Consider the following 25,688-nt stretch of genomic DNA (forward strand, 5'->3'; position numbering starts at 1 on the left):
GTCGCTATAGTTCGGTCAAGTTCTTCTACAGCCAGTACCCCTCAGTAAAATTTCACAAATAGGGTCTCCAGATTCACACTTCGCTTGGAAGTACGCGCTGCGCCGACATCGCTTTCAGCATCACCCGCGAGCACCCCCGCATCGGCGGCTGACACACCCAGTTCATCCATCGCAGCGTGGACGGGGGTCGGATCGGGCTTCCAACCAAGTTCCTCAGTACAACACACGATCGTATCGACGCGCTCGCGAAGGCCGAGCGTGTCAACAACCGGCGCTGTGAGGAACTCTTGACAGTGGGTGACGATTCCGATTGGGGCGTCGATCGTCGACAGTAACGCATCCGCGTCGGGATGGAGATACGTCGCGTCCGCCCGCGCCCGTGGATCCTCGATCGCGTGGAACGCAGGCCAAAAGACCCTTGGGTCGATCCCCCACGATCGAAGCACCGCATTTCGAGGGCCACCGAGGCCGTGCCACAGCACCTCAGCTTCCCGGTCGCTGAAGGGGCGATCGAGCCGCTCGCCGACGCGATCGAATACTTCGCGAGTGTAGGCAGGGTCGACGTCGACGAGCGTCCCGTCGAGGTCGAACAGCCAAAAGTCGTACCCGGTCACCGTTCGTCGTTGCACAGCTCCGCGAGTCTGATGTCGTCGTCGGTGATTCCGCCCGCTTCGTGGCTGGTAAAGCGAACCTCGACCGTCTTGTAGCCGATGATGATCTCCGGGTGATGGAACTCCTCTTCGGCGAGTTCGCCGACAGTGCCCGCAAAGCTCACACCGTCGAGATAGTCGTCGAACTCGTACGTCCGGACGATCTCGTCGCCGTCGCGGTCCCAGCCACGAGGCAACGCTTCGTCGATCTCCTCGTCAGATAGCAGTGACATACACCCAGATACGCAGGCGAGGAAAATAAGTATGCGCCATGGAACGATGCGCTACCCGTCTTTGCGCGTATAAGTCGATCAGTTAATCGTCGGATATGCGCTCGAGAACGTGTTGCGGGATCTGATCTGAGCCGGTTGGTATCTCCGAGCCGGCTATGTCCGAAGGAGACATCGGCGGGTCGTCGAATCCAGGATCGAACAGCTTCATTGCGGTCTGGATCGTCGTCCAGTCGTCTTCGCCGGCGGCTTCACGGAGGCTCTTGGTCGGCGCGGCGAGCAGCTGTCCGACCAGCGCGTCGGCGAGCGATTCGACAATCGCTCGCTGTTCGTCGGTGAGGTCGCCGTTTGCCTCGAGCTTCGTGAGTGCCGTTGCCACCTCGCGGGTCTTGACTCGTTCAGCCCCTTCGTACATCGCGCGGATCGCCTCGTCGGCCTGCTTGCGTTTGAAGCTCGCGAGCAGCCGATCGAACTCCTCGTCGATGATCGCCTCGACCGCCTCGGCGGCTGCTTCGCGATCGGATCGTGTTTCCTCAGTCACCGCTTCCAGTGAATCAATGTCGTACAGCGACACGCCGTCGATTGCGTCAGCCGCCGGTTCGATATCGTGTGGTTGGGCGATATCGATGCAGACAATCTGGTCTGTCTCTGTGAGGTCCGCCTGCGAAATGAGGTGCTCGGGGCTATTGGTCGCTGAAATCAACACGTCGACATCTGCGGCCGCCGCTTGGATGGCATCAAGGTGGACGGCGCTTGCATCAATGTCGAGTTCAGCCGCGATGTGTTCGGCGTGTGGGACGGTCCGGTTAGCGATCGTGAGTCGATCGACTCCCGCTGCAGAGAGCGCCCGTGCCGAGAGCAGCCCCATCTCGCCAGCGCCGACAATGAGCGCCGATGACCCGTCGAGATTGAGCTCCCGTTGGGCCAACTCCACAGCGGCGCTGCCGAGTGAAAGCACGCCCTGATTGATTGCTGTTTCCGTCCGTGCGGTCTCGCCGACGTGGACTGCCTTCATTAGCGTTTCGTCGAGAACGGTGGCAATTCCACCGACTGCACGGGATTCGTCGATCGCGGTTTTGAACTGGCCAATGATCTGGTCCTCGCCGAGTACGAGCGACTCCAACCCGGCGGCAACGCGCATCAGATGTCGGATGCTCTCCTCGTGGGACAGCCAGGTCACCGCGTCCGAGCGAACGTGGCTGACGCGATCTGAAAGGACCGATCGGCCATCAGCCGCGCTGTCGACAACGACGTACGCCTCCGCGCGGTTACACGTCTGCAGCGCAAACGCCTCGCTGACGCGGCGATCGGCAAGTAACTCGGAGACGACCGCACGGACACTGTCACCGCTGGCGGCGTCGATCTCCTCGACGCGCGCATCCACATGTGAAACGCTTACCCCGGTGATGATGCCTGTCTGGAACATTAGGTGTCACCCACAACCTGGTCAATGACGCGTTCGGCTTCTTGTTCGCCCTTCGAATCACCCGTATGTAAAGCCTTCCAAACCGCGTCGGATCGGACGACCGCCCTGATCGCCGCCCGGCGATCCGACGGCGAAAGCCCTCGGTCGCGCAGCGAATGCCTGAGTCCGCCAGAGAGTTCGGCCATCGCACCCGCGCCGTCGATCTCGGCTTCGATCCGCTCGCGGAGGTGTTTCGCCAGCGCCGGACTCTGCGCCCCAGTTGAGATCGCAACCGAGACCGGACCGTCCGTGACGGTTGCTGGAATCGTAACGCTTCCCGGATCACGGCTGCCCGATCGGACCGCGTTGTTTCTGAGCACACCCCTGTTGCGGGCTGCGTCAACCGCGGCCGCGTTTACCGCGTCGTTATCGGTCGCAATCACGACAAGCGCAGGCTCGAGACGATCGAGCCACGCGTCGACGTCTGCGGGCGACGGCGCAGCGCGGACCAGTTTGATCGAGCCACGGTCGTTGCCCCCATCCACAAATCGATCGTCGTCGACATCGTCGAAGCGATCGTCAAATTGGGGACTGACGACGACAACATCGGCTTCAGCGGCAAAGCGTCGCGCTTTCCGATAGCCGACGCTGCCGCCGCCGAATACAAGCACCGTTTCGTCTTCGAAGTCGTGATAAAGCGGTATCATTTCACCCGTCGGATTGGTTACTCCGTGTTTGCCTCGGCCCGTTCGGCGAGTCTGATTCCTGTCTTTTTCAGGATCTGGGTCGAGAACAGTGTGTCCCATGCCTCGGGTGTTACGTCCCAGTACTCGTCCATAGTATCGCGAACGTGTTCGATTCGGCGCTGACTCTCGGCCTCACTTCGGCCATGTGTCATCGCAAAGAAGTTGTACGGCCACACGCCCTCGTGGCGTGGCCGTTGATAACAGTGGGTCACGAAGTCCAACGAGGCGACTGCAGGCCCGACATCGCCGATCAGCTCGTCAGGAACATTCCAGACGGTCATTCCGTTTTCGGTATAACCGAGCGCGTAGTGGTTCGGTACCACACCAATCCGTCTGATTTTCCCCTCGAGGTTGAATCTCGCGATCGTCTCACGAACCCATGCCCGATCGGCGTCGATCGCCGTCGCAACATCCGCATACGGCGTCTGTGTCAACGGGAGCCCGCCTTGAATTTCGAGCACAAGGTCGCGTTCAGCCGGCGTGAGCGTCGTCCGGCCCGACGGTGTCACCGAAGGACCAAGCTCGGTCAGATCGAAGTCCCCGTCGGCGATCGGGCCATCCAAGAGGAATTTGGCCTCGACACGGAACTCTTGTTGTTTCGGGAGGTTGTACGTCTCTTGACCGGTTTCGGCCTCGATTTCTTCGAGGACCGTCTCGATGCGATCGGCGTCGGCGACCGACACGACGAACCACATGTTGAGATACGGGTGTTCCCGTTCGTAGTTGTGAGCAACCTCGAGGAATCCGTTGACCGATTCGGCCACCTCGTCGAAACGCTCCGGCGGCGCGTGCATCGCAACAAGTGAGGCGTTTCCGCCGATCTCCTGGGCGTTGACGAGCGCGCCAAACCGCGAGAGCACCCCTTCTTCGTCGAGGTGACGAATCCGATCGAGGAGTACAGGACCGTCAAGATCGAGCCCGCGTTCGGAAAGCGCCGACGCGGTCGCGTCGAACGGTCGCTCGACGACCGGAAAGCCGCCCTGTAGGGCATTTATGATACCCCTGTCTGTCGTCGAGAGATCCGCGTCGATTCGCTGCATACTGGTGTTCGGGGCTACGGAGGAATAAGGCTCTCGGAGCGACAAAATCGACCGCATGCAACGTGGTTTGGCAGAAACGGATCGCCACGACGCAAGACTCTTGATCCCGCTCGCGGACGTACACGTGTACATGGTCTCGATCGCCCGCCGGCAACTCCTGTCGGCGCTCGCTGGTTCAACACTCACCGCGATCGGTGGGTGCACCACCCCTCGAAGCGACGACGCGCCCGATACCGAGCCCACGACTGACCCAGACGACTGTGAATCGCCGTCGATTATCCCAGAGGGAATCGATCCAGACGAGGGCTTTCCGTTCGCTCGGGTGGTGAGCGATCCCGTCGAGACCGACGCGTTCGCGATCGACGCGGAAGTGACTCGAGCGTTCAGAGAAGATCGACCCGCGTTGGTTGTCGTCCAGTACCGGAATAAGCGCTCGGAGCCGTATACATTCGAGGGCGGACTGACACCACCGTACAGTGTCTACCACGGTCGTCACGAGTCGATCGATGATGCCGGGCTCGTCGCCATCCCAGAGGTCGATCGTGATCTCGAAGCGGCGATCCCAAATAGTCCGGAAGAGGGCTGCTGGCAGCTGCGAGAGCCGATTGAGATCGAACCTGTCGAAACGGTCACAAAGCTCGACGAATGTGATACGATTACACGGACGTATCGACTCTACGCCGACACCAGCACTGACACCGAAACCGAACAGTGTCTGGTACCGGGACGGTATGTTTTCGAAGCGCGTGCGTACGATGCGGACCAGCAATGGGCGCTCGAAATTGAGCTCTCCGCCGAAAGCGAATAGATGGTCGAAAGCCATCCCCTCGAACGGGTTGAACCCGTCCTCTTGATCGCAATCGGCGGCTTCGCCGGCGCGAACGCACGCTTCGCGATCGACACCATTCTCGCGGGAGCTTTGCTTTCGACGTTTCTCGTAAATGTGGTCGGGAGCTTTGCTCTCGGGGTGTTAGTGTACGATTCGCTTGCCCGCGGCGTTGTTGGATCGAAGTCACGTCTGGTATTTGGAACTGGATTTCTGTCGTCGTTTACCACCTACAGTACCTTCGTTCTTGCAACGGTGACCCATCCGGAAACTGCTGTCGTCTACGTCCTCGGGAGCTACGCCTGTGGGTTTGGAGCTGTCTTCGTAGCACGAGAGACCATTGGGTGGATGAACGGACATGCTCTCGAAGAGCGCGTGGGAGGGAGCTAAATGGAGCCAGCGTTTCTCGTCGGTACCGGTGGCGCGATCGGGGCAGTTGCTCGCTACGCTGTCGGCGAATACATTGGGACCGCGGAGTTTCCCCTGGCAACACTCATCGTGAACCTCCTCGGCAGTTTTGTGCTCGGGGCGATCACCGCTGCAGGTGCCGGAAACGATGTGGTACTGTTTATCGGAACCGGTGTGTGCGGCTCGTTCACCACGTACTCGTCGTTCAGCGTCCAGACTGTGCTCTTGTTCGAAGAGGGCAACCGCGGGGCAGCCATCGCCAACGCGATCGGCAATCTCACGCTCAGCGCAGGGGCGATCGGGCTGGCGTGGCTACTCGTTGGGTGAATATAGACAGTGGTTGCAACACCAACAACCCGTTAGGACACCGATTACGGAACGGGCGTCACGTCGTAGCCCATGTCTTGGATTTCCGCAACGATCGCGTCCTGATCGGCGCTGGCCTCGTAGTAGAACACGAGTTTGAACACGCCGTCACGGATCAACTGTTGGCACTCCCATACGAACGCCTCGTCTTCCAGTGTGCGGCCGTGGAACTGGTTAGAGGCGAAATCAGGGTCATCATTGCCGGCGTAGATGTACGTCTCGCCCTTTCCGGCGTGTTCGGCGATCACGTCGTTCAACTCGACGGTGAGTTCGTGCATTTCGAGATCTTCTGCGCTCGTGTATTCAGTGTGGACGATCACACCGACGAGATCGATCTCGCCGGGTTCGAGCAGCGCTTTAGTCCGATTGTATAGGTCTTTGTCGAGAACGCTGGTCATTGAACGATAGTTTGGCTGGTGGGATTAAACGACTAATGATTTGATCGCGTCAGCGGAGACGATCGAGATTTGATCGCGTTACTAAGCATCACAGCCCGAAATATCAATCGTGTTAATTAGAGACGTAGATTTATATTTTCAGCCGAGTACATGTGTGTATGTTCGGCCCGTTGCGTCGATTTCTGATCGGCCGCGATACTCACGTCGCGGCCCAAATTATGGCGATGACGCTGCTTTTGACGCTCACGGCGTTCGGGACGCTTGCGCTGCCGGCACTTTGGGAACAGCTCGGTGGCCCAATGGGATCGGCGACAATGCAGTACACTGCCGCAGCTGCGTTCATTGTAACAGTATTGGCGTCAATTTATATTCTTTCGGAGGCTGGGGGAATCGATCCGTGGCTCCCGACCGGAGCCGTCCTGATCGTGCTCACCGGCTACGGCGTCACCGGGATTGTTGACGGCCCGGAGCTGGTGTTTTTGATCGGTCCGTCGCTGCTTTTGGGAGTCCTCGCCGCACTGGCGGGATACGCAAACGACGGTGCGCTCGTCGCGTTTTCACTCGTGTTGTTTCCGGTGTTCGGCTACATGGTCAACGCGCCGTACGGCCCGATCGCCGAGGGCGACCTGCTCACGCGGGTCCGGTTAACACTGCTTTTTGCGCTGTTGTTTACGTTTGCGATTGGGACGGCCGGCTTCCTAGTCGGAGTCGCACTCAATCGTGCGGGCACCTACAGTGCCGCGGGACTGGCCGACGAACTCACACATCCCGACGAAATCACGGCCGAGTCTCAAGAATGACCGACAAAGTCCTTTTATCAGAAAAATTGAAAACGATCTGAAGCGGAAAGTTCTCATACGAGTATCAAGAATAAACTGACAGATGTTGGGATCGCTTCGCCGCGCATTCGTCGACGGGTACGAGCGCTTGCTTCGGCGAGAGATTGGCCAGACCCCAACCCACGTGGCAATCATCCAGGATGGGAATCGCCGCTACGCCCGGTCGAACGGCGAAGACGCGCCAAAAGGACACGAGGCCGGAGCAGACACGACCGAGCAGGTCTTAGACTGGTGTGCAGAGCTTGGAATCAAGGAACTGACCCTGTACGCGTTCTCAACGGAGAATTTCGAACGGCCAGATGAAGAACTCGAACCCCTATTTGATCTGATTGAAAACAAACTCTATGAGTTCGCCGACGCCGATCGAGTCCATGACGAGAGCGTGCAGATCCGAGCGATCGGTGAGATTGAACGACTGCCAGATCGAATCCAGGACGCGGTCGAATACGCCGAAGCGCAAACATCGGAGTACGACGAGTTCCGGTTGAATATCGCACTCGCATATGGCGGTCGAAACGAGCTTCGGCGTGCGGCCCGCGACGTCGTCGCCGCGGTCGATCGCGGTGAGCTCTCGAGTGAAGCGATCGACGTCAGCGAGATCGAGTCCCGGCTGTATCGAAACAGTGTCAGGGACGTCGATCTCATTATTCGAACTGGCGGTGACGAGCGCACGTCGAACTTTCTCCCGTGGCACGCAAATGGCAACGAAGCCGCAGTGTACTTTTGTGCGCCGTACTGGCCGGAGTTTTCGAAACTCGACTTCCTGCGTGGGCTCCGAACGTACCATTCTCGCGAAGAGTCCTGGCAAGACACACAGACACGTCGAGCGATCGCACTCGTCAGGGCGGTCGCTACGGTCGAGCTTGAGGAGGCACGATCGGTTGCCACGCGGCTCCGCGAGACGCTTCCGGCCGGAAACAGATCCACACTCGCCGACGAGCTCGACGAGGTAGACGTTCGGAGCGACGAGTCCACAAATTAACCGCAAAAACAAGTGGTCCGAAACCAAATGTTGACTACCGGCCGAAGCGGCGCTGACGGTTCTTGTAATCGAGAATCGCTCGCAGATAATCGCGTTTGCGGAGGTCTCGCCAGTTGACGTCAGTGAAGTACAGCTCGGAGTATACCGACTGCCAGATCATAAAGTCCGAAAGCCGCTCGGCACCGGTTTTAATGAGTAGATCAGGATCGTCCGGAAAGACCAGCCGATCGGCGATCGTCTCGTCGTCGATATCTGTAGTGGTAAGCTCACCAGCTTCAACATCCGCAGCGATCCGAGCAACTGCGGCCGCAAATTCGTGTTTCCCACCGAGGCCAATATTCACCCGGATCGGCGTATCTGCTGGGTCAGTGTCGTCGGGGCCACGAATTGCGATCGCTTCTGTCGCGTCAACTGCGGCAAGCTGTCGACGAAGTGTTGGAATAACGGCCTCGTCGAGCACACTCACAGAGATCGTGACGCGCGAAGAGCCGTATTCGAAAACCCAACCGAGTAAGGACTCGAGGGTCGAATATGCGCCTTTTTCCAACAGATCGCGTTCAGTGAGAACAATTGCCACGTGTTCGGGCGGTGGGGCGTCGTGTCGAGTAACCCGAATGCCAAGATATGTATCGTACAGCCGCACTGGCGGACCAACGCGGCGGACCCGAATAACAGCTTCGACGATGTCGGGAATATTAAGTACGCGACGGCGATATCCGAGAGTGTGACCGGACGGCTCCGACGGGCAACGGCGTTTGCAGCGATCGGCTCGCTGACAATAGCCGCGCCGTCGCTCGGACTCGTGAGTGCGGTTCCGTTCGCTGTGATCGCACTCGTGGCCGTATTCGTCGTCTCTTCAGGACCGGTGTTTGAGCTGTTCGCCCGGCCTACCGATCGAGAATCCGGACAGCTCTATGGGCTCGCTGGCTTTGCGTTTGCGGCTGCAGCGCTCACAATACTCGCAACAGCACCCCGATCGTCGATGCCAGATGCCGTCCTCGTGGCAACCGTCGTCGCAATTAGTGCCGGCCAGGTCGGCAGCGAGCTCTGTCACCAGTGGACGGATGATGAACTGATTCGCGTCGGCGGCTTCGTCGGCGGGGGAACCGCAGCAGCAATGCTCGCCCAAGGGCTTGTTGCGCTTCAACTCGGAACGCCGATCGACCCTGCACGCTTCGGCTTTCTCGGCGTCATTGCCTCGCTCATCGCCGCGATCATCAGACAGTTGTTGTACGAACGCGACGATCCAGTTGTCGTGATCACGACGGGGCTGCTCCTGTGGGGGGCCGCGGCACTCGTCTCGTCGCACGATCCGGTGTACCTCCTCAGCGCATTGATCGTGACTGGTGCACTGGGATATGTCTCGTACGCACTAGGGACGGCATCAATAGCCGGCGCGCTGACAGGGGTCCTCCTCGGACTCGTGACGATCGTCTACGGCGGATTCGGCTGGTTCGCCGTGCTCATCACGTTTTATGGAACGGGCGCACTCGCCTCGAAGTTCCGGTATGAAAAAAAGTACGAACGCGGCGTCGCCGAAGACAACGACGGCGCACGCGGCACCGGAAACGTGTTAGGAAATTCGACGGTTGCGCTCGTCGCCGTACTCGGATTTGCGGCCGCAGACGGCATGGAGGTCTCGACGATAGTGTTCGTTGTTGCGTTCTCAGGGTCGCTCGCGACAGCGCTCGGCGATACGCTGTCGAGCGAAATTGGTGGCCTCTTCGATACACCGCGACTCATTACGACCCTCGAGCAGGTTGAGCCAGGGACCGATGGCGCGATCACGTGGCAGGGAGAAGTCGCCGGGCTGGCCGGCTGTGTGGCGATCGGTGCGGTTTCGGCAATCGCATTGCCTGTCACAAATGGGCCGCTGACGGCGGCGGCGATCGCGATCGGCGGCGTAGTCGGCATTACAGTTGACAGTATTCTCGGGGCAACCGTCGAGGGCGGTCGGATCGGCAATCAGGGCGTGAACTTTCTCGCCACTGTGGGAGGTGCAGTTGGGGCGATCACAGCGGCGATCGGACTCGGACTGACGTAAACTCAGGCGGCTTGCATGAGCTGATCGGCAGTCAACACTCGGGTCGCGATCGGTTTTTTCACGAATTCACCGCGGGCGGTCCCGATCACTGTTTTGACCCCTCGTTGGGCTGTGAGGTCCAAGAGTCGTTGGGTAACCGTGCCGTCGAGCACGATTGTCTCTGGAACGACATCGCTGGATTCGAGCGCAGCAAAACAGTCATCCACAGGGACCGTTTCGATCGGCTCGCCGTCGGCTCGCAAAAATCGGGCAGTTTCGGAGTCCGCAACAACCTCGCTGACGTGCTCTCTGAGCGTCATCGGCGGGACTGACTCATCGGTTGCGTCCGGCTCACGCGTCCCTGTAGCAGATTCCGCGTCGTCTGTAGTAGGAGTGGATTTCGCGTCGTCTGTAGTAGGAGTGGATTTCGCGTCGTCTGTAGTAGGTGTGGATTCCGCGTCGTCTGTGGTGGGTGCTTGCGTATCCGTAGCCACGTCTTCGGGATCTACCGCTGGGACGGCACCGCCAGTAGCCTCCGGGCCGAGCGGAGCGTCCACTGATGGATTCGGTTCAACAGCCGTCTCACCGGATGATTGACGGTTCGCAGATGACGGTTTTGTGGTGTTTGCAGAAACAGCGGCCTCAGCACTGCCAGCGTTGGTCGCTTCGGGATGTTCAGTGTCTTTAACCGCGGCGTCGACTGCGAGATCTTCAGATGGCTCGTTCGGAACGACGTCTACGGCAACAGAAATATCTTCGTCGGTCGCAGTGCCGTCCGTATGGGTCGCACTCGGGTTACTCTTCGAGTGCGACCCGTTTCGAGGGCCCGCAGCACCCTTGTGTCCGGACATAGCCGCCCTGATATCAGACTCGTCGGCGAGCAGATCGAACGGCACCTTCTCGCGGAGTGCGGCTAACACTGCAGTCCGGTCGAGATCTTCAACAGAGCTGCCAGGCGGGGCGAAGGCGACATAGTCGACCGATCCAACTTGGGCGAGTTCCTTGAGGATGAGTTCGCCGCCGCGATCGCCGTCGAGGAACGCCGTTACCGTGCGCTCTTCGGTGAGGTCAGCGACGGACTCGGGGACATTCGTCCCCTCGACGCCGATCGCGTTCTTGATGCCGTATTTTAACAGCTGTAACACGTCTGCGCGCCCTTCGACGATGACGATCGCATCAGAGTCGACAACCCGCGGCCCCGCGGGGAGTCCCTCGTACTCGGTAATATCCTCGACACGTGCGGATCGGCGAACCTCCGCGAGTAACTCCTCCGAAGACATGATACTCTCGTCGAAGCCCTCCGCGAGCAGCTCCTTGGCTCGATCGACGACGTCACGGCGCTTTGCCGCTCGAACGTCTTCGATCTCCGATACTTCAAGCTGTGCTCGGCACGGGCCGACCCGTGTGATCGTTTCGAGGGCTGCGCCAAGGATCGCCGTTTCGGCCTTATCCAGACTCGTCGCAATCGTGAGTTCGCCGAAAGACTGGCCGTTTTCGGAGTCGATCGAGACATCGATCCGACCGACTTTTGAAGACTGTTGGAGATCCCGCAGGTCAAGTTCGTCGCCGAGTAGTCCCTCCGTCTGTCCGAACACCGCGCCGACGACGTCGCTTCGTTCGACGACGCCCTCGGCGGCGATCCGAGCGTGAATGAGATATTTGGTTGTATCGTCCATGTGTTGTGAAACCTCGTGATGATGATGGTGAGATGCTGTCCACGTGATGCGATCGACAGTGTCGATCGCCCGGACGTTTTATATACTTGTCCAGTCGGCAAATAGCTGTCGCAGTGACCCGCCTCGGGGTCGAGCCCCGAGGCACTCGGCCTGCCCCGCCTGTAGATAGTTGCCACTGCGAATCTCCGGTCGATTACGAATTGGTCTGGTTAGTTGATCCCGGAATCAACGGTATATATTTGGAACCCCCATCGATCGTTTTGAAGAAAAATTTTCATCGATAAATTATATCGTTGATAAATAGCAATATTTAGGTAGAACCGTCTACTATTTGCTGGTGATATGGGTTATCGAATGACCGATGTACTGTGGATCGCCGTCTTTGCGATCCTCGTCGCGTTCGCGGTCCCGTGGTTTCTCTGGGGAGACGCGACCGTGATCGCCGGGCTGCCGGTGTGGTTGTGGTGGCACATCGGCTGGATGGCTGTCGCGAGCGTCGTCTTCTGGGCATTCACGAACCGTGCGTGGGATCGCGGTATGGGGGTGAAACATGGCTGAACTGGCCGTCCAGGTCGGCGTTATCCTGGGCTATCTACTCGTTGCGTTGATTGTCGGCGTCGTCGCCTATCGCGTCACCACGAACGCCGCCGAGGATTACTACCTCGCTGGGCGATCGATCGGAACCGTCGTATTGCTGTTTACGACGTTCGCGACACTGCTGTCGGCGTTTACGTTCTTCGGCGGCCCCAACGTCGCCTACGCGGCGGGCCCCGAGTGGATCCTCGTCATGGGCGTCATGGACGGTGTGCTTTTTGCCATCCTGTGGTACGTTCTCGGGTACAAGCAGTGGCTCGTCGGCCGCAAGCACGGCTACGTAACGCTTGGGGAGATGCTGGGCGATCGATTCGGGTCAACGCTGCTCCGCGGGACGGTTGCCGGGATCAGTCTCCTGTGGCTGTTCCCCTATGTCATGCTTCAGCAGATGGGAGCAGGCGAAGCGCTGGTTGGACTGACAAACGGCGCGATTCCCTACTGGGCGGGCGCGGCGCTCATCACACTATTCATGATACTCTACGTGACAGTCGCCGGGATGCGCGGCGTCGCCTGGACGGACACGATCCAGGGACTGTTCATGCTGTCAGTCATCTGGATCGCCGTCGTCTGGGTACTCTCGTCAGTTGGCGGGCTTAGCGGTGCAACAGGCGCGGTTGCGGCGTCGAACCCTGAGTTCCTCTCACTCGGTGGCGGGCTCTACACGCCGGCATACATCATCTCAACGGCGGTAGTGATCGCGTTCGGGGTAACGATGTTCCCACAGATCAACCAGCGCTTTTTTGTTGCCAAGTCCGATCGCGTGTTGAAGCGATCGTTTGCGCTGTGGCCCGTGCTCGTGATACTACTGTTCGTGCCGGCGTTCCTGCTCGGCACGTGGGCTGCGGGGCTCGGAATCTCCGTGCCGGAGGGGGCGAACGTACTTCCGGTGTTGTTGAACGAGTATACCCCGGCGTGGTTCGCTGCACTCGTGATCGCCGGCGCGATCGCCGCAATGATGTCCTCGTCGGACTCGATGTTGCTGTCCGGGTCGTCGTATTTCACCCGCGACTTGTACCGGCCGTTTATTGAGCCAAGCGTCTCTGAGAGCCGCGAGGCGACGATCGCCCGCGTCGGCGTCGCGGTCTTTGCGATCGGCGCGTTCTTTGCGAGTCTCACCCGACCGGGGACACTCATTGAGATCGGCAACACCGCCTTTGGCGGCTACGCCCAACTCGCGCTGCCGGTCATGCTCGCACTGTACTGGGACGGCGTAACGAGATCTGGGATGTTCGCGGGGATCCTCGGCAGCCAAGCGCTGTATCTCGCGCACGTGTTCGTTCCCTCGGTCCCGATCGAGATCGCAGGAACAACGGTCACACTGTTTGCGCGGGCCTATGCCGGCTGGGACGTTGCGCTGGCCGGAATGGTTGTCGGGCTCGTGCTCACCGTCGCGGTTTCGGCCGCGACGACGGCAACTGCAGCCGAGCGGCCCGATCGATTCGTCACCGGTGCAGACTAGGACACAATCAACGGGGTTCGATCTGGCGGTCACAACAGCGACCACCCCCAGCACTCTCACGTGATGGAGATTCCCGAAGGATACTATTGTGCGGACACCCTACTGAATTTATGAACGAACCCGGCGTACAGGTGCTCCTTGATCAGGAAACGATCGAGTCCCGGATCGAAGACGGATCGGTCCCCGACTGGGTGAAAAAACACTTTCGGACGTTCAAACGATCGATGCTCGGCGAGCGCAACGATGCGCCGTTTCCGTGCTATTTCGGTATCGAGGTAATGAAACAGGGAGATCTATTATACACCGCAGTTGGCTCACCGACCGACAAGGAAGACCTGCTGCGATTTCGGGACACACTACTGGAATACCTTGACACGTATCCTGGCCACGCCGATCGGGCACCCCTCGTCGCGTTCTTTCGACCGCCAGACCGAGAACTCTCAGAGGCAGCGTATCACGAGCGGCTGTGGAACGTCCTCCAGTTTTTGCACGTCCACGATCCAGAACCATGGCCCGAGGATATCCCGACTGATCCCGACACACCGCGATGGGAGTTCTGCTTCGGTGGCGAGGCGATGTTTCCGACGTCTCGGGCGCCGTTTTACGACGATCGGATGAGCCGGTACTGTCCGATCGGCCTCGAAATCACCTTCCAGCCAAGGGCTGTTTTCGAGGGGATCACTGCCGATACTGTGGCCGGACAGCGCGCCCGCAAAGTGATTCAGGATCGACTCGAGGACTACGACGGCGTCTGTCCGCACGCGAACATCGGCGACTGGGGCGTAGAGGGCGATCGCGAGTGGCACCAGTATCTGCTCCCATCGGACGACGAGCAAGCACCAGAAACGTGTCCAATGGAACCGAGCCGTGAGCATCCAAAAGTGTCCGAGAGACTGCTCACGCCAGGCCGACAACGATCGCCGCCCGTGGAGGCCGAGTAGCGTGTGCGATCGCACAATGTCTGCCGGTGGCACCAGCGCCGCGTTGACACTCCCAGCAGATGCCGTCTTGGTGTTGATCGACATGCAGCGGGGATTCGACGAACCGAGGTGGGGCACGCGGAACAACCCAGACGCCGAATTCATCGCAGCGACGCTGTTAGACGCGTGGCGCACAGCCGATCGACCCTGTGTCCACGTGAGGCACAACTCGACAGAGTCGAATTCACCACTCCGAGCAGATACCGCGGGGTTCGCGTTCAAGCCGGAAACTAAACCCGTTGACAACGAGCCTGTCTTCGAAAAACGCGTCAACAGCGCCTTCATCGGAACGGACCTGCAAGCGTGGCTGGACGACCGCGGCTACGAGCGCCTCGTAATCGTGGGGTTGACCACTGATCACTGTGTCTCGACGACAACCCGGATGGCAGAAAATCTCGGGTACGCGCCGGTCGTGGTCTCGGATTCAACGGCAACGTTCGATCGAACGGGACCCGGCGGGGAGCACTTCGATGCGGAGACAATTCACCGGACTGCCCTCGCCCAGCTCGACGGCGAGTTCGCGACGATCACCGATTCGGACGCGGTGCTGGCGGCGATCAGAGCACCTGAGACAACGTAGAGCCGTATCCCACAATTGGCTACCAAGAGTGGACCCGATCAACAGGTAGCTGCGTGTTCATCGTAGGCGCAAGCGGTTCCGAAATCATGGTCAGATGAGCCCCGAGGCGAGACCGAAGCCCACGTAGCCGACCAAACATGAGCCGCCGAGCGCAGAGAGCCACGCCGCAGCGGTGATTGTGATCTTCCGTACGGAGACACCCTCGGCACCGACAACGAGGCCGCTGCCGATGACACTCGAGATGATGATGTTGTTGAGCGAAATGGGAAAACCGAGAAGAATACCAGTCTGGGTGATGCTGAATGCAGGGACAAGCGCAGCAATGGACCGGCGGATTCCGAGCTGTGAATACTCGTTGGCGACCGCCTGGATGATCCGAGGCGCACCAGTCCACCCCCCAATGAGGAGTCCGGTAGCACCAACCAGCACGACAGTTCTCGGCGTCAAAATTGCTGCGTCATCGGCAAGGACACCCAGTGGCCCGATCGCAAGCCCGACCTGACTACCCCCGCTAGAGAAGGCGACTAGCCCCCCGAGTGCGATCAAAAACCGTCGGACTGCGACGTCGACCGACCGACTCGCCTGATAGCGGAGCACAAGGAATACTCCGGCGCCACAGACGAGGCTAGTTGTGGCCATAATGAGATCGTATGAGCCGAGGATCGTCGGGGCCGAGCCCAGCGAGCGAGAGACCATGTTGGCGATCGTCGGCCGAGTGCCGGAACCGGCGGGGAGGATCTCAAGCGTGACGTTGGCGACGACGATCCCAACGAAACCGCCTAACAGTGGAATTGCGAGCGTGTCAGGCACGCTCTCGCGGCGGAGCATCGAAGCCGTGAGATAGGCGATCGACGCGCCGGTTGGGGGAACGAGCACGCAAAAGAGCGCCAGTTCGCGGTAGGTCGCGGTAGCCGGATCGCCACCGAGTGCGAGCCCGACTCCGATGATTGCACCGGTCGTCGCGAACGCGGCAGGGATCGGATAGCTGGTGGCAACCCCAATGGCGATGAATCCGGCAGCGGTGAGCAACCCGACGGCAACGGCAAGGGGCGTCAGCGACGTGCCGAGAATGAGATCGTTCCCAACGGTCTCCGAGACGGTTCCACCCTGGAGCATCGCGCCTGCCGCTGCGAGGGCGCCGACCAGGAGCGCTGCTCGCATCACAGAGAGTGCGCGGGCCCCGACTGCAGGAGCCAGCGGCGGTGACGTACTACTGGCACCGAGTGCCCAGGCCAGCGAGATGCTGGCAAGCAACGCGATCGTCAAAAGCGCCACCGAGGACATCTATTCGTAATTTTTCGTCGTATTACAATAAATGTACATTCCAGTGCCACGGGTTCAGCGATGGACGTACGAACCGCATTCAGTGTGTGCTACCGATCGAACTCGAGTTCGACATCGGAATCGAGCGTGAACACAGTTGACTCCAGGGAGTGTTTCGACACAGTGAGGATACGAAGCAAGTATGAACTAAGCAGGACGTACGGAGAGAGCGCAATAACGAACGCGAGATTAACGTAGAGGAGACGGGATCCGAGCCCCAAAAGGGTCGTTTGTGGAAAGAGTCCGGCATCGATCGCGAGCAAGACGTACGCTGTGAAAACAATGACAGGGAGCGAGAGGATAAGGAGGCTACTCGAGAGGTTCCGAAGTTCTCGCTTGAAATACAGCGTCGTGAAGTACTCCCGACCAGACGCAAGGACTGTGAGTACCTGAAGCAGCGTCGTGAGCGAACTGTGATCCGCGTTCGTGAGTTCGTCTCCGTGGACAGATTTGAGCCGCCGAGTCACGTTAATGTGGCGGGCGTAGGGGTACTCGAGTGTGCTCAAGAGGACGATAGAAACCTGTGGGTTTGTTTTTCCCATACGATTTTCGATCAACGACAGTTCGGTCTCGATCTCGTCGGCAAACGCTAACAGATCCGCCCGAGCTCGCTCGTCGCCCGTAGAGTTCTCTGCGGTCCGCAGCGATTCCGTTTCGGTGTGGATTCCCTTGATAACGTACTCAAGAAACGGCTGTAGTCCAGTCGGGCTGACTCCTCCTTCAACCAGTCCCTCCAGTTCGATCTGGAAGTCGATGGAATCCTCGATACGTGCCAGTTTGACTTGGAGAGGGGCAAACTCCTGGGCAAGCGCCGCAGTATTGATCGAGATCACGACCGAGACAAAGAGGATGATCCCACCGAGCAACGTGTTGAACAGAGCTTGGACCGCTCGCGTCTCGGTGACGAGTCGTTCCATCTCGAATTCCCAGACGGTTCCGACGAACAACAGCGCCGACAGAATGACGATTGTGGTGACAATTGCGAGGATCCGCCGATCGCCGTACAGGAGAATCCACCGAACCAACCAACTGACCGGATTCTGTAGAGTGCCTCCAGACGCGTCGGCACCGTCTTCCGGATCGGTTGTATTTGTAATCTGGTTGGAAATAAACACATCACGTCGATTGATTCCACTAATCGGCATGCGCTAATTAGTAATTAGCTGTTAGAGACGGTAGGATGCAGATATCGGGGGAGTACCACCCAGGAGTGTATGAGCATGCTCGCTTACCTTCAAAAATAGATGAGATAAAACGGGCTCCGCACTCACGATCGACCGATTGAACTGTGTGTCGCGGCTCGATCAAGGACCCGTATCGTGCTTCAGCCACTATCAGACGTTGAGCCGAATGGTCGTGTCGGTGATGTTCGAGATGTACTGGTTAGGCAAGCCATGGCTCTGCTGGTTTACTGTTCCGTCCCAGTTCAGTTCTGAGAGCGTCTCCGGATCGGCGTCTGGGCCGACTTCGACGTATAGCTCGCCGTTGCGTACGTCGGTCACAGTCCCGATCTCGATGCCGCTCTGGTCGACAACCCGCTTTTCGATGTGTTTGTCGGTGTACTGCGCAACCGTGACATCCTCCCCGTCGTAAACGAAGGGGCTTCCCGTACCGCAGTTGGGATATTTGCCGGTCTACGACACGACCTGCTCTCTCGTGCGAAACATTCCGCTCTCGCGGTCGAACAAGTATGTCGATGGCTGTGCCACACAGCCGTTACTCCTATCCTCACCATGAGGACTCGGAGTTATCTTCTGACGCATATTCTCCGCCCCGTTGCAATCCGCGTTCCCGACTAACCCGCACGACGAGCAGACGTACAGGCCACGTTCGGCACGGTTCGACTTCGTGTCATCACCACACTTTGAGCAGGTTTTCGACGTATCCCACTCGTTCTCCTTCAGTACCTCGACACCACGAATCTCACCTTTGTATTCGAGGTACTGGTAGATGCGGTCGAAGGCCCAGGTGTGGAGTTTCTTATTGCCGGTCTTGCCCCAATCAGATTCGCGCACGTCTTCGGGCCAACTTACTGCGAGCGTGCCAACACCGCGTTCGACACACTCTGTGATGATGGTGTCCGTCAGTGTGTGGTAGAAGTGCGTCTCACGGTCAGCGAGTTTCCGGCGTGCCCACATCGACCTCTCGGACGGGCCGTTCTCTCCCTCCGTGTCGTATTCAGCGCGTTTGAAGTAATGCTTGTCTTCTTTGAGCGAGTTGCCGGGGTAGAGAACGTATTGGTTGGGGAATGCGACTGTGGCGATGTTCTTAATGCCAAGGTCGATACCTGCCACTTCATCGCCTGCCAGGTCGTTGGTTTCGAGTCTGACTTTGCAGACGAAGTGCAGTTCCCACTCGTCGCCGTTCCAGACGGCGCGAACGTTCTGTACCGACTCAACCTCTGAGAGGTCAACGTCCGGGCGAGTCTGATACTCGCAGAGCAGGAAGTCCGACCAATACTCCTTGAGATTCTTCCCCTTGCTGAGTCGAACGCGGTTGTTCTCAGGGTCGTGGTTGAATCCGTCTGTTTTGAACGTGACCGTGGCACGCGGTCGAGAGTCGCCGTGTTTGCGGTAACCGGGTGGATTCGCCTCGTCAAACTTGTGTCTCAGGTCAAACCACGACTGGAAAGCGTCGGAAAGTTCTTCGATGACTTTCTGACTGGATTGTGCGTTCAAGTCTTTCCAGCACGACTGGTTCTTCATATACGATTTCAGCACGCCCTCGTCTGGGATTTCGCCAGTTGCGTTCCAGATGCGGTCGGCTGTCCATCGGGCGACGTTCCAGATTTTCGAGGCGGAGTCTCCGAGCGAGTCAAGGCCATCGCAGACCTGTCGGTGGTTCTGGATGGAACCAACGTAGGTACGAGTGGCCTCAATCGCCATACATAGCCTATGTAGACAAATCTACTTAATAGTGTGGATTAGCGTGGAATATCCGGTCTGCCATCGACGGTGGATTGGGTAGGAGTTGTCGGATTCACTCCCGCCGTAAACGGCGGGATTCTCTCCTCGAAGAAAGATAGAAGAACATACGCACGCCAACGGGGAATGCGTTTGGGAGGGGGGTGCTGGCAGCTGTCGCTGGGAGTCTCTGCAGGGTTTCGGTCCCGATCGGAAAGTTCGGCGGCGAGGGAGTATGGGTCTGTACGCTCGATTTTGTCCCGGCCGATGTGTGCGATCAGGCTACCGCCGATATTACTCGAAGTAACAAAGTATTGCCCGTTTATTTCAATAGCGGCGCGATCATAGTAATAATCAGTTACACCTGACTAAGCCCGGCTTGGATTTTTGTAAGCACAGATGGGCGGAGTTATATTTTAATAATTTGATAATAACAATACTGCAATGTTTTAGTTGGCCGTGGTGAATTGTCAGACGTAGCTTAATTTCATGGGTTTAGAGACTGCTTGATGTTGTGAACCGTACACGTCAAGACAAGTTCACGAAATTCACCGTACCAAGTTCGCGCACGCACGGCGTCGCCGAGCGTGCGCTTGATCGTCGAAAAGACGGTCTCACACATCGCTCGTTGGCGGTAGCGAGGCCCATCGATCCGCGCGTTGTGCTCGTGATCGATGGGCCGGAACTCCCGATGTTTAATCAATGGTCTTACCCCCTCTTCGCGGAGTTTCTCGCGTAACTCCATCCAGTCATAACCTTTGTCGGCGGCGAGGCTGGCGAGGTCGCCTGCGTTGCGGCAGGCGACCTGCCAGCCGAGCTGTGTGTCGTGACGTTTCTCGGTCGTACAGTGAACGTCAAGAATCGCTTGGCTTTCTGTGTCGACGAGAGCAGTCGTTTTGATTGTCTGGACACGGTAATTCGTCCGACAACAATAGTGTTTGCTCGCGTTTTCGCGGTCGAAAAATGTCGCGTCAATGGCGGCGTGATCGCTCGGGTCGTGCAGCTGCATCCCAAAATCGTAAACGATTTTATGGGCTCGCAAAAGCAAGCTTTTGCGAACGCCGAAAGGCGCAGCAGCACTCGCCAGAGTGCTGTCTTGATCCTATCAAACCATTTTACTAACGTCGAGTGATGCGGGAGATCGGTCGGTTCGAGGCCGATCTCCCCGAGAATATGTGGCATCTCACTCAGCAGATCTAACGCCTCTCGGTAGGACTTCTCCAAGTAAACCCGAAGACAATGGAGCGATACGACGGCGTAATCGGCGACTTCGCCTCGGCCACCGACAGCATTTTTAGCTAACTGAACCGCTTTCTTCGTGAAGCGGGAGCTCTTCAACATGGATCATCGGCGGTTTCCCGCTTCATTCCACTAGTTCTGACGGTCGAAGCTGACGCAGTCTAGCGATTCACTAGAGCCGAATTACTGCTTTTTGATCGGGGCTCTATTCTTGACCCACCGGAATCTGTCCCTTCTCTCTTGGAAACGTTTCGTATGACTCTCGTCGGAAAATCCTGCCAGTTCAGGTGATAGGCTGCAGCCAGTTCAGAGCAATTATATGTATATTTATATAATATGACGTATATTTTATCGAGAAGATGGGAACGATTGACAGGGTTGGGAAGACCACAGAGGAGGATGTGAAACCGACGAGACGACGCCTGCTTGCAGGGATCGGTCTTATCATTGCAGTTGGGTTGGCGGGGTGTTCAGATCTCAGGAACCAACAATTCGAAGCGACGTCTGTGATACTTCCGGAAGCTGATCGTGAGGCGTTTGGATACGCTATCTTGGCCGACGAGTCGACCACTTTCGAGCGCGAGCAAGCCGGCGTCTCCGTGACAATCACAAGCCATGGGGCCGTGTACGTACCCGACTTTGAGGATGATAACTGATGGCGGCGAGAAAAAAAGGGATCGTTCTTCATAGTGTTGGTGGTAGTTTCACCCACGAAACCAACGCAGGTGGCCTCAGCGACGGTGGCCTCGTCGTCACACCAGCGGCGGTCGGCATCGAGACGGTCGAACTCGGCTTCGCCGACGGCGGCGCAGTTGACCTTCCTGGCACGGAGGCGTCGTTCCTTGTTCCGACGGAAGCACGTATGACGGACGGTGCGCCCCTGCCGGGCATGTTGTTCGCGAGCGCAACATCCACTGGAGTCGAGAAGTTCCAGAACACCGGTGATGAAGGCCTCCTCATTGAGCAGCCGTGGCGCGTGTTTCCAAACGAGTCCTGGGTCGAGGAACACGACGAGGAGACTGGCGAAGGCTGGAGCCCAGCCGCATCGTGGATCCCCGGTAGTTCCTGGAGCTCCGACAAACAGCGATCCGTGTCAACGTTCGTCCCGACTGATGAGGCCACGTTTGCCGCGCGGATGGGTGTCGAGACCCGTGAGCTCCGCGATCGGTTTGGCCCGTACCGGACAGTCGAGGCGGACGAGGAGCTTCGAACCGACGAGCTCTTGATCGCTGCGTTTACCGACGAACGCACATTCCCATCAACACCGCTGACGTTGCCCGACGAGATCGATATTGGGCAGTTGTTCAATGCGGGCGTGCCTGCCCCGTTACCGGGAGCGACGTTCGGCTTCAGCGTCCTCGCGACGCCCAACGCGAGTGTCGCCGGACAGAACCTCAACCCCTTTGCCGGGCTCGCATTCGAAGAGATCCTCGCCCGCGAGGAGGTTCGCAACTTGCTGTACCGGGCGGGAGTTACCGACGCGCGAACGGTCGAGTGGCTTACCGGGCCCGACCCCGTCGATGGCGACCGGGTCCCGCCGCTCGTCGCGGATCCGGACCCAATTCTTGCGGCCGACCCCACGACGCCACTGCTCGGCGACGAGGTCGACCTCCGGACCTTTGTTGGCGTGTTGAACGGACAAGCCCAGCCCTGGGCGATCGCCATCCACGCCGCGCGGTTAACAGATGACGACCTCGTCTTTGTCACAGGCATCAACCGCCGACCCGTAGCCGACGCGGACGCAACTGGTGTACTCGACGGAGAGACACTCACCAGAGCACGTGAACTGACTGCGGCGACTACAAGGACACTTCTTAAAGCCGATGGCGGCGAGTGAACTACCCCTGGCGATCTACTTGCGGCGACTGCTGCTCAGTGCTTAAGATGGGGTCAGAAACCCTCTGATCCAGCTAATTCATTGATAATCTCGGAAACACCGCCGCTGACTTTTGATTATTTTGGTTTTCTCGCGACGAGCGCGTCACCACTTTCGGGCGGGGACTCAACCAGTGCCGCTTCCGTGAATCCGACATCAAGTGCCGTCCGCAACACGCCGGTCGGCCGGTATCCTCGGATTGAGGCGGTCGCACTCACCCGGGCGGTTCGGTTGGTTCGGTGATCCTGGATTTTGTAGGCGTACGTATACCGACCGGCTGGTCCGAGTCCGCCTGCGTCCGGATCGGTCACTCGTGTCACGATCGTACGCGTAATCTGGTATGGATCATCCGTCGCGATAGCTTCCATGACGTGCCCGTCGATCACTGACGATGGAGAGATGAAGTCACAAAGCAGTACGCCGCCTGGTCGAAGCGATTCGAACACATTTGAAAACGAAAGCTCGAGTGGGTCGGGGCCATTGTTTTTAGGAGCGAGGTGGGCGAGCGAGTTGCCGAGGATCGTGATAACGTCGAACCGGCCCTGAACGACGCACGTGCGGAGGTCAGCAACGACGATCGCTGCGTCGGTCCGTGCGGTCGCCTGCGAAACCATCGCGGAGCTCCTGTCGAACCCCACCGCAATATCGTAGCGGTTCGCGACGGTCGCAAGGAGCCGGCCCGTTCCGCAGGCGAACAACCCAATGGCGGACGTATCCTTGGGCTCGTGCCTTCTGATGAACGATGCATACGCATCGTAATCAATCGTCTGTGCGAAAACGTCATATACCGGTGCAAGAAGGCTGTAAACGTCATCTGATGGAGGTCGGCATTCGGCTGAGGCAGCATCAATCACGTCGGCCACGGTTTGCATTCGTCAATAGAGGTGAGATATGTATTTATATTCAGCGAGCGCAAATCGATCGACGCATAAGGAATAGTCCGGCCGCGGCATTCAGAATGTACTCTACTCAACAGTTACCAAACCCTACATGACCTCTATCCTCTCTCAGAGGGTAGCGTAACGGTAGTAGACGCAATTCTCTGACGTTTGTTCACTTCTTGCCGAAAATGTGCAGATAGAACGCTGGCCTCGGCACTCATAGGGATCGTCACCACGGGCTGCCACACCCGATCGGATCGGTGTGCGTCGTCATCGGCCGATCGATATTTCTAACCGAAGCCAAAAGATCGTATCGTCTCGATCGCCGCCTCCTGAGTCACCCATCTTGCGGATCGACCATCGCCTGATTATTCCGATCGACCAGATTCCCAAGCCGCCGAGTACACCTGGTGTCAAACATCGCCGGGGCGCGATCGCACGCCGATCGCTCCGGAGCCTCGATCGTCTCTGGGTCCGGGCCGATCGCTCGCGGAGTCGAAATGCTGTCTGGAGTCTGTGCAACGCCGGTGGTCGCTGTCGAGTGTGTGTGCATGTTGGTCGGTGAAACGGTCAGCAGTCGGTACAGCCTGCGAAAAGGATCGTTACCGTCCTACACCTACGACCAACATTTGTATTTCCACCAACAACCCAATACTACATAAACTTTCGTTATAGATCAAAGCCTGCCGATCGGCGGGTGGTCGATCGCGGATGGCAGTTCCGCGAACGCTTCGAAGACACCGCTATCGGGCCGCCTCAATCGTCGATCCGTTCGCGTGCGGCAGCCACGAGCATCGGGAGGAAGACCGTCGCATCGCCAGTGATCGTCGCGTTCCGCGCGTCTTTGCGGAGTTTTCCCCACGATCGCGCCTCATCGAGCGACGCCCCCGAGAGCCCGCCCGTGGCAGCGGGATCCATCGTGATCTGGACCGCGTAGTCGTATGCCCCTGGCGTGACGAGCATCGTCTGCAGCGTGAAGTTCTTCGGGACGCCCCCGCCCACGAGCAGACAGCCGGCCCGATCGGCGTAGTAGGCGGTGTCGGTGAGCGCAGTCATATCGGAGAGCGCATCGAGCGTGAGCCCGGAGGTTTGTGCGTACATCCACGCCTGCAAGCCCAGAATGGAGTCCTGGACGGCCGGACAGTAGATCGGCACGTCCGATTCGTACGCCGCCGCGGCGATCCCGGGGTCCTCCGCGATGTCGTCGCGCTCGTTGGCCTCGGCGTTCGCTCGACCCAGTTGCGCACACAGCTCTTCGATCCCGACAGAATCCTCTTCGGCCAGCGGCGGGAACACCGACTCCCGGAGGTGGCCCTCGAAGAGCGTGAAGTGCTCCTGTGGGAGATAGACGTTGTAGATCCGATCGACCTCCTCGTCGCGCAGCGATTCGTCGAACTCGCGTTCGTCCATGTCGGGATGGTGATGTCTGCCGTGGTGGTGTTTACCGCCGATCGCCTCGATCGAGTCGTGGGTGAGGTTCGCACCAGTCGTCACGAGCACGTCGACGTAGCCGTCGCGGATGAGTTCGGAGACGACCCGCCGCATCCCCGTGGGAACCATCGCACCCGCCAGCGACATGAACACCGTACAGTCGTCGTCTGCGAGCATCTCCGCGTAGATATCGGCAGCCTCGTGAACGCTTTGTGCGCCGATCCCGGCATTACCGTACTCGGCGACGAGGTCCCCGACCGTCATCCCGCCGCTGACGCGGGTGTGGCCGATCGGATCGTGATCGAACTCCGATCGCTCCGGCGGTTCATACCCGCCCGTGTCGTGATCGTTGTGATCGCCGTTGGCATCGTGATCCCTGTGATCGCCGTGGCCCCCGGCTTCGTCTGGCGAGCCGTGGTTCTCCTCGTCAGTCATGGCTTCGTCTCCGGCGGCGATCGGTTTGAAGCGCACGGATCGCGATCGGGAAATTCCACAGCCGTCATCCGCCGCTGACGGGCGGGAACAGCGCCAGTTCGGTGTCGTCGTCGATCGGGGTGTCGAGCCCATCGAGTGCGGTGACGGCGGTTCCGTCGACGAGGAGATTGATGTGGTCGGCAACCTCGCCGTCATCGTTCAGTACCTCTGCAGAGAGGTCGGGATACGCATCCAACAGTGTGTCGAGGGCGTTGCCGACCGTTTCGTCTGTGCCACGATCGAGTTCGATCGTCCGATCCCCAGCGGCTTCCGCCAGGGTTGCGAAGAGCTTCCAGTGCATATTCCAGAGAAACCACCCCCACCGTATGAGCGTTGTGCCGGCGGCGAAGGAGACAACT

The 25,688-nt window shown here is 58.8% G+C and carries 28 protein-coding genes and 1 pseudogene; 12 read left to right on the forward strand and 17 right to left on the reverse strand.

Annotated elements, in window-relative coordinates:
* Positions 1-41: 41 nt before the first annotated feature.
* The 5 genes from E5K03_RS05920 to ahbB form a co-directional block, all read right to left on the reverse strand.
* On the reverse strand, positions 42-629 hold the full coding sequence (locus E5K03_RS05920; RefSeq protein ID WP_138005433.1) for an HAD family hydrolase: 588 nt from the start codon (positions 627-629) through the stop codon (positions 42-44).
* Entirely contained in the window at positions 611-883 is a 273-nt protein-coding gene (locus E5K03_RS05925) for a 4a-hydroxytetrahydrobiopterin dehydratase (protein WP_138005434.1), read from the reverse strand. The genes E5K03_RS05920 and E5K03_RS05925 overlap by 19 nt, the downstream gene beginning before the upstream one ends.
* Before the next feature lie 82 nt (positions 884-965).
* Positions 966-2,306, reverse strand: a complete 1,341-nt coding sequence (hemA, locus tag E5K03_RS05930; RefSeq protein ID WP_138005435.1) for a glutamyl-tRNA reductase — start codon at positions 2,304-2,306, stop codon at positions 966-968.
* Positions 2,306-2,992 carry a precorrin-2 dehydrogenase/sirohydrochlorin ferrochelatase family protein gene (locus E5K03_RS05935; protein WP_138005478.1) on the reverse strand — a complete coding sequence of 229 codons (687 nt, stop codon included), beginning with the start codon at positions 2,990-2,992 and terminating at the stop codon, positions 2,306-2,308. The genes hemA and E5K03_RS05935 overlap by 1 nt, the downstream gene beginning before the upstream one ends.
* Positions 2,993-3,009: 17 nt before the next feature.
* On the reverse strand, positions 3,010-4,071 hold the full coding sequence (ahbB, locus tag E5K03_RS05940) for a siroheme decarboxylase subunit beta (protein WP_138005436.1): 1,062 nt from the start codon (positions 4,069-4,071) through the stop codon (positions 3,010-3,012).
* Between the two features lie 55 nt (positions 4,072-4,126).
* Between ahbB and E5K03_RS05945 the strand changes: the two genes are divergently transcribed.
* Genes E5K03_RS05945 through crcB form a run of 3 tightly spaced genes read left to right on the forward strand, consistent with a single transcriptional unit; the run spans position 4,127 to position 5,632 of the window.
* Entirely contained in the window at positions 4,127-4,879 is a 753-nt protein-coding gene (locus E5K03_RS05945; RefSeq protein ID WP_138005437.1) for a hypothetical protein, read from the forward strand.
* Complete coding sequence (locus E5K03_RS05950) at positions 4,880-5,287, forward strand: fluoride efflux transporter FluC (RefSeq protein ID WP_138005438.1); 408 nt, start codon at positions 4,880-4,882, stop codon at positions 5,285-5,287.
* A complete protein-coding gene (gene crcB / locus E5K03_RS05955; RefSeq protein ID WP_138005439.1) occupies positions 5,288-5,632 on the forward strand; it encodes a fluoride efflux transporter CrcB in 345 nt (114 codons plus the stop codon).
* Positions 5,633-5,676: 44 nt separating this feature from the next.
* Here crcB and E5K03_RS05960 read toward each other — a convergent pair whose 3' ends face one another.
* Positions 5,677-6,069, reverse strand: coding sequence for a DUF5778 family protein (locus tag E5K03_RS05960; protein ID WP_138005440.1), 393 nt, complete (start codon positions 6,067-6,069; stop codon positions 5,677-5,679).
* A 158-nt stretch (positions 6,070-6,227) separates the two neighbouring features.
* On the opposite strand from E5K03_RS05960, the gene E5K03_RS05965 reads away from it, so the two are divergent.
* Both E5K03_RS05965 and uppS read left to right on the forward strand, forming a co-directional pair.
* On the forward strand, positions 6,228-6,869 hold the full coding sequence (locus E5K03_RS05965) for a hypothetical protein (RefSeq protein WP_138005441.1): 642 nt from the start codon (positions 6,228-6,230) through the stop codon (positions 6,867-6,869).
* A gap of 82 nt (positions 6,870-6,951) precedes the next feature.
* A complete protein-coding gene (uppS, locus tag E5K03_RS05970) occupies positions 6,952-7,890 on the forward strand; it encodes a polyprenyl diphosphate synthase (RefSeq protein WP_138005442.1) in 939 nt (312 codons plus the stop codon).
* Positions 7,891-7,924: 34 nt separating this feature from the next.
* On the opposite strand, the gene E5K03_RS05975 is transcribed toward uppS, so the two are convergent.
* Complete coding sequence (locus E5K03_RS05975) at positions 7,925-8,533, reverse strand: undecaprenyl diphosphate synthase family protein (RefSeq protein ID WP_138005443.1); 609 nt, start codon at positions 8,531-8,533, stop codon at positions 7,925-7,927.
* An 81-nt stretch (positions 8,534-8,614) separates the two neighbouring features.
* Here E5K03_RS05975 and E5K03_RS05980 point away from each other — a divergent pair, with 81 nt between their 5' ends.
* On the forward strand, positions 8,615-9,934 hold the full coding sequence (locus tag E5K03_RS05980) for a DUF92 domain-containing protein (RefSeq protein ID WP_138005444.1): 1,320 nt from the start codon (positions 8,615-8,617) through the stop codon (positions 9,932-9,934).
* A 2-nt stretch (positions 9,935-9,936) separates the two neighbouring features.
* Here E5K03_RS05980 and dnaG read toward each other — a convergent pair whose 3' ends face one another.
* Entirely contained in the window at positions 9,937-11,589 is a 1,653-nt protein-coding gene (dnaG, locus tag E5K03_RS05985; protein WP_138005445.1) for a DNA primase DnaG, read from the reverse strand.
* A gap of 354 nt (positions 11,590-11,943) precedes the next feature.
* On the opposite strand from dnaG, the gene E5K03_RS05990 reads away from it, so the two are divergent.
* The 4 genes from E5K03_RS05990 to E5K03_RS06005 all read left to right on the forward strand — a co-directional run bounded on the left by E5K03_RS05990 (position 11,944) and on the right by E5K03_RS06005 (position 15,202).
* Positions 11,944-12,147 (forward strand): DUF3311 domain-containing protein, encoded by a 204-nt coding sequence (locus E5K03_RS05990; protein WP_240729956.1) that lies wholly within the window; start codon positions 11,944-11,946, stop codon positions 12,145-12,147.
* Positions 12,140-13,642: a sodium:solute symporter family protein gene (locus tag E5K03_RS05995; protein WP_138005447.1), complete on the forward strand. Its 1,503-nt coding sequence runs from the start codon at positions 12,140-12,142 to the stop codon at positions 13,640-13,642. Before E5K03_RS05990 ends, E5K03_RS05995 begins: the two co-directional genes overlap by 8 nt.
* Positions 13,643-13,752: 110 nt before the next feature.
* Positions 13,753-14,583, forward strand: a complete 831-nt coding sequence (locus E5K03_RS06000; RefSeq protein WP_138005448.1) for a YqcI/YcgG family protein — start codon at positions 13,753-13,755, stop codon at positions 14,581-14,583.
* 16 nt (positions 14,584-14,599) lie between these two features.
* Positions 14,600-15,202: a cysteine hydrolase family protein gene (locus E5K03_RS06005; RefSeq protein WP_138005449.1), complete on the forward strand. Its 603-nt coding sequence runs from the start codon at positions 14,600-14,602 to the stop codon at positions 15,200-15,202.
* A gap of 90 nt (positions 15,203-15,292) precedes the next feature.
* Here the strand turns inward: E5K03_RS06005 and E5K03_RS06010 are convergent, their stop codons facing one another.
* From E5K03_RS06010 to E5K03_RS06025, 5 genes and pseudogenes are all read right to left on the reverse strand, one after another.
* Complete coding sequence (locus E5K03_RS06010; RefSeq protein ID WP_138005450.1) at positions 15,293-16,486, reverse strand: inorganic phosphate transporter; 1,194 nt, start codon at positions 16,484-16,486, stop codon at positions 15,293-15,295.
* Between the two features lie 89 nt (positions 16,487-16,575).
* Positions 16,576-17,670, reverse strand: coding sequence for a hypothetical protein (locus tag E5K03_RS06015; protein WP_240729957.1), 1,095 nt, complete (start codon positions 17,668-17,670; stop codon positions 16,576-16,578).
* Positions 17,671-17,859: 189 nt separating this feature from the next.
* Entirely contained in the window at positions 17,860-18,027 is a 168-nt protein-coding gene (locus E5K03_RS17120) for a hypothetical protein (RefSeq protein WP_171006610.1), read from the reverse strand.
* A 132-nt stretch (positions 18,028-18,159) separates the two neighbouring features.
* Entirely contained in the window at positions 18,160-19,410 is a 1,251-nt protein-coding gene (locus E5K03_RS06020; RefSeq protein ID WP_138005451.1) for an RNA-guided endonuclease InsQ/TnpB family protein, read from the reverse strand.
* Positions 19,411-19,915: 505 nt separating this feature from the next.
* Positions 19,916-20,769, reverse strand: a pseudogene (locus E5K03_RS06025) (IS5 family transposase).
* A 257-nt stretch (positions 20,770-21,026) separates the two neighbouring features.
* On the opposite strand from E5K03_RS06025, the gene E5K03_RS06030 reads away from it, so the two are divergent.
* Positions 21,027-21,323, forward strand: a complete 297-nt coding sequence (locus E5K03_RS06030; RefSeq protein ID WP_138005452.1) for a DUF6517 family protein — start codon at positions 21,027-21,029, stop codon at positions 21,321-21,323.
* Positions 21,323-22,504 carry a DUF6517 family protein gene (locus E5K03_RS06035; RefSeq protein WP_138005453.1) on the forward strand — a complete coding sequence of 394 codons (1,182 nt, stop codon included), beginning with the start codon at positions 21,323-21,325 and terminating at the stop codon, positions 22,502-22,504. The genes E5K03_RS06030 and E5K03_RS06035 overlap by 1 nt, the downstream gene beginning before the upstream one ends.
* Positions 22,505-22,620: 116 nt before the next feature.
* Here the strand turns inward: E5K03_RS06035 and E5K03_RS06040 are convergent, their stop codons facing one another.
* From E5K03_RS06040 to E5K03_RS06055, 4 genes are all read right to left on the reverse strand, one after another.
* On the reverse strand, positions 22,621-23,415 hold the full coding sequence (locus tag E5K03_RS06040; RefSeq protein ID WP_138005454.1) for a class I SAM-dependent methyltransferase: 795 nt from the start codon (positions 23,413-23,415) through the stop codon (positions 22,621-22,623).
* 346 nt (positions 23,416-23,761) lie between these two features.
* Positions 23,762-23,977, reverse strand: coding sequence for a hypothetical protein (locus E5K03_RS06045; protein WP_138005455.1), 216 nt, complete (start codon positions 23,975-23,977; stop codon positions 23,762-23,764).
* 203 nt (positions 23,978-24,180) lie between these two features.
* Positions 24,181-25,290 (reverse strand): deoxyhypusine synthase, encoded by a 1,110-nt coding sequence (locus tag E5K03_RS06050; protein ID WP_138005456.1) that lies wholly within the window; start codon positions 25,288-25,290, stop codon positions 24,181-24,183.
* A gap of 64 nt (positions 25,291-25,354) precedes the next feature.
* Positions 25,355-25,630, reverse strand: a complete 276-nt coding sequence (locus E5K03_RS06055; protein ID WP_138005457.1) for a ubiquitin-like small modifier protein 1 — start codon at positions 25,628-25,630, stop codon at positions 25,355-25,357.
* Positions 25,631-25,688 lie beyond the last annotated feature (58 nt).

This window comes from Halalkalirubrum salinum, from assembly GCF_005543295.1.
GTDB classification, from domain to species: domain Archaea; phylum Halobacteriota; class Halobacteria; order Halobacteriales; family Haloferacaceae; genus Halalkalirubrum; species Halalkalirubrum salinum.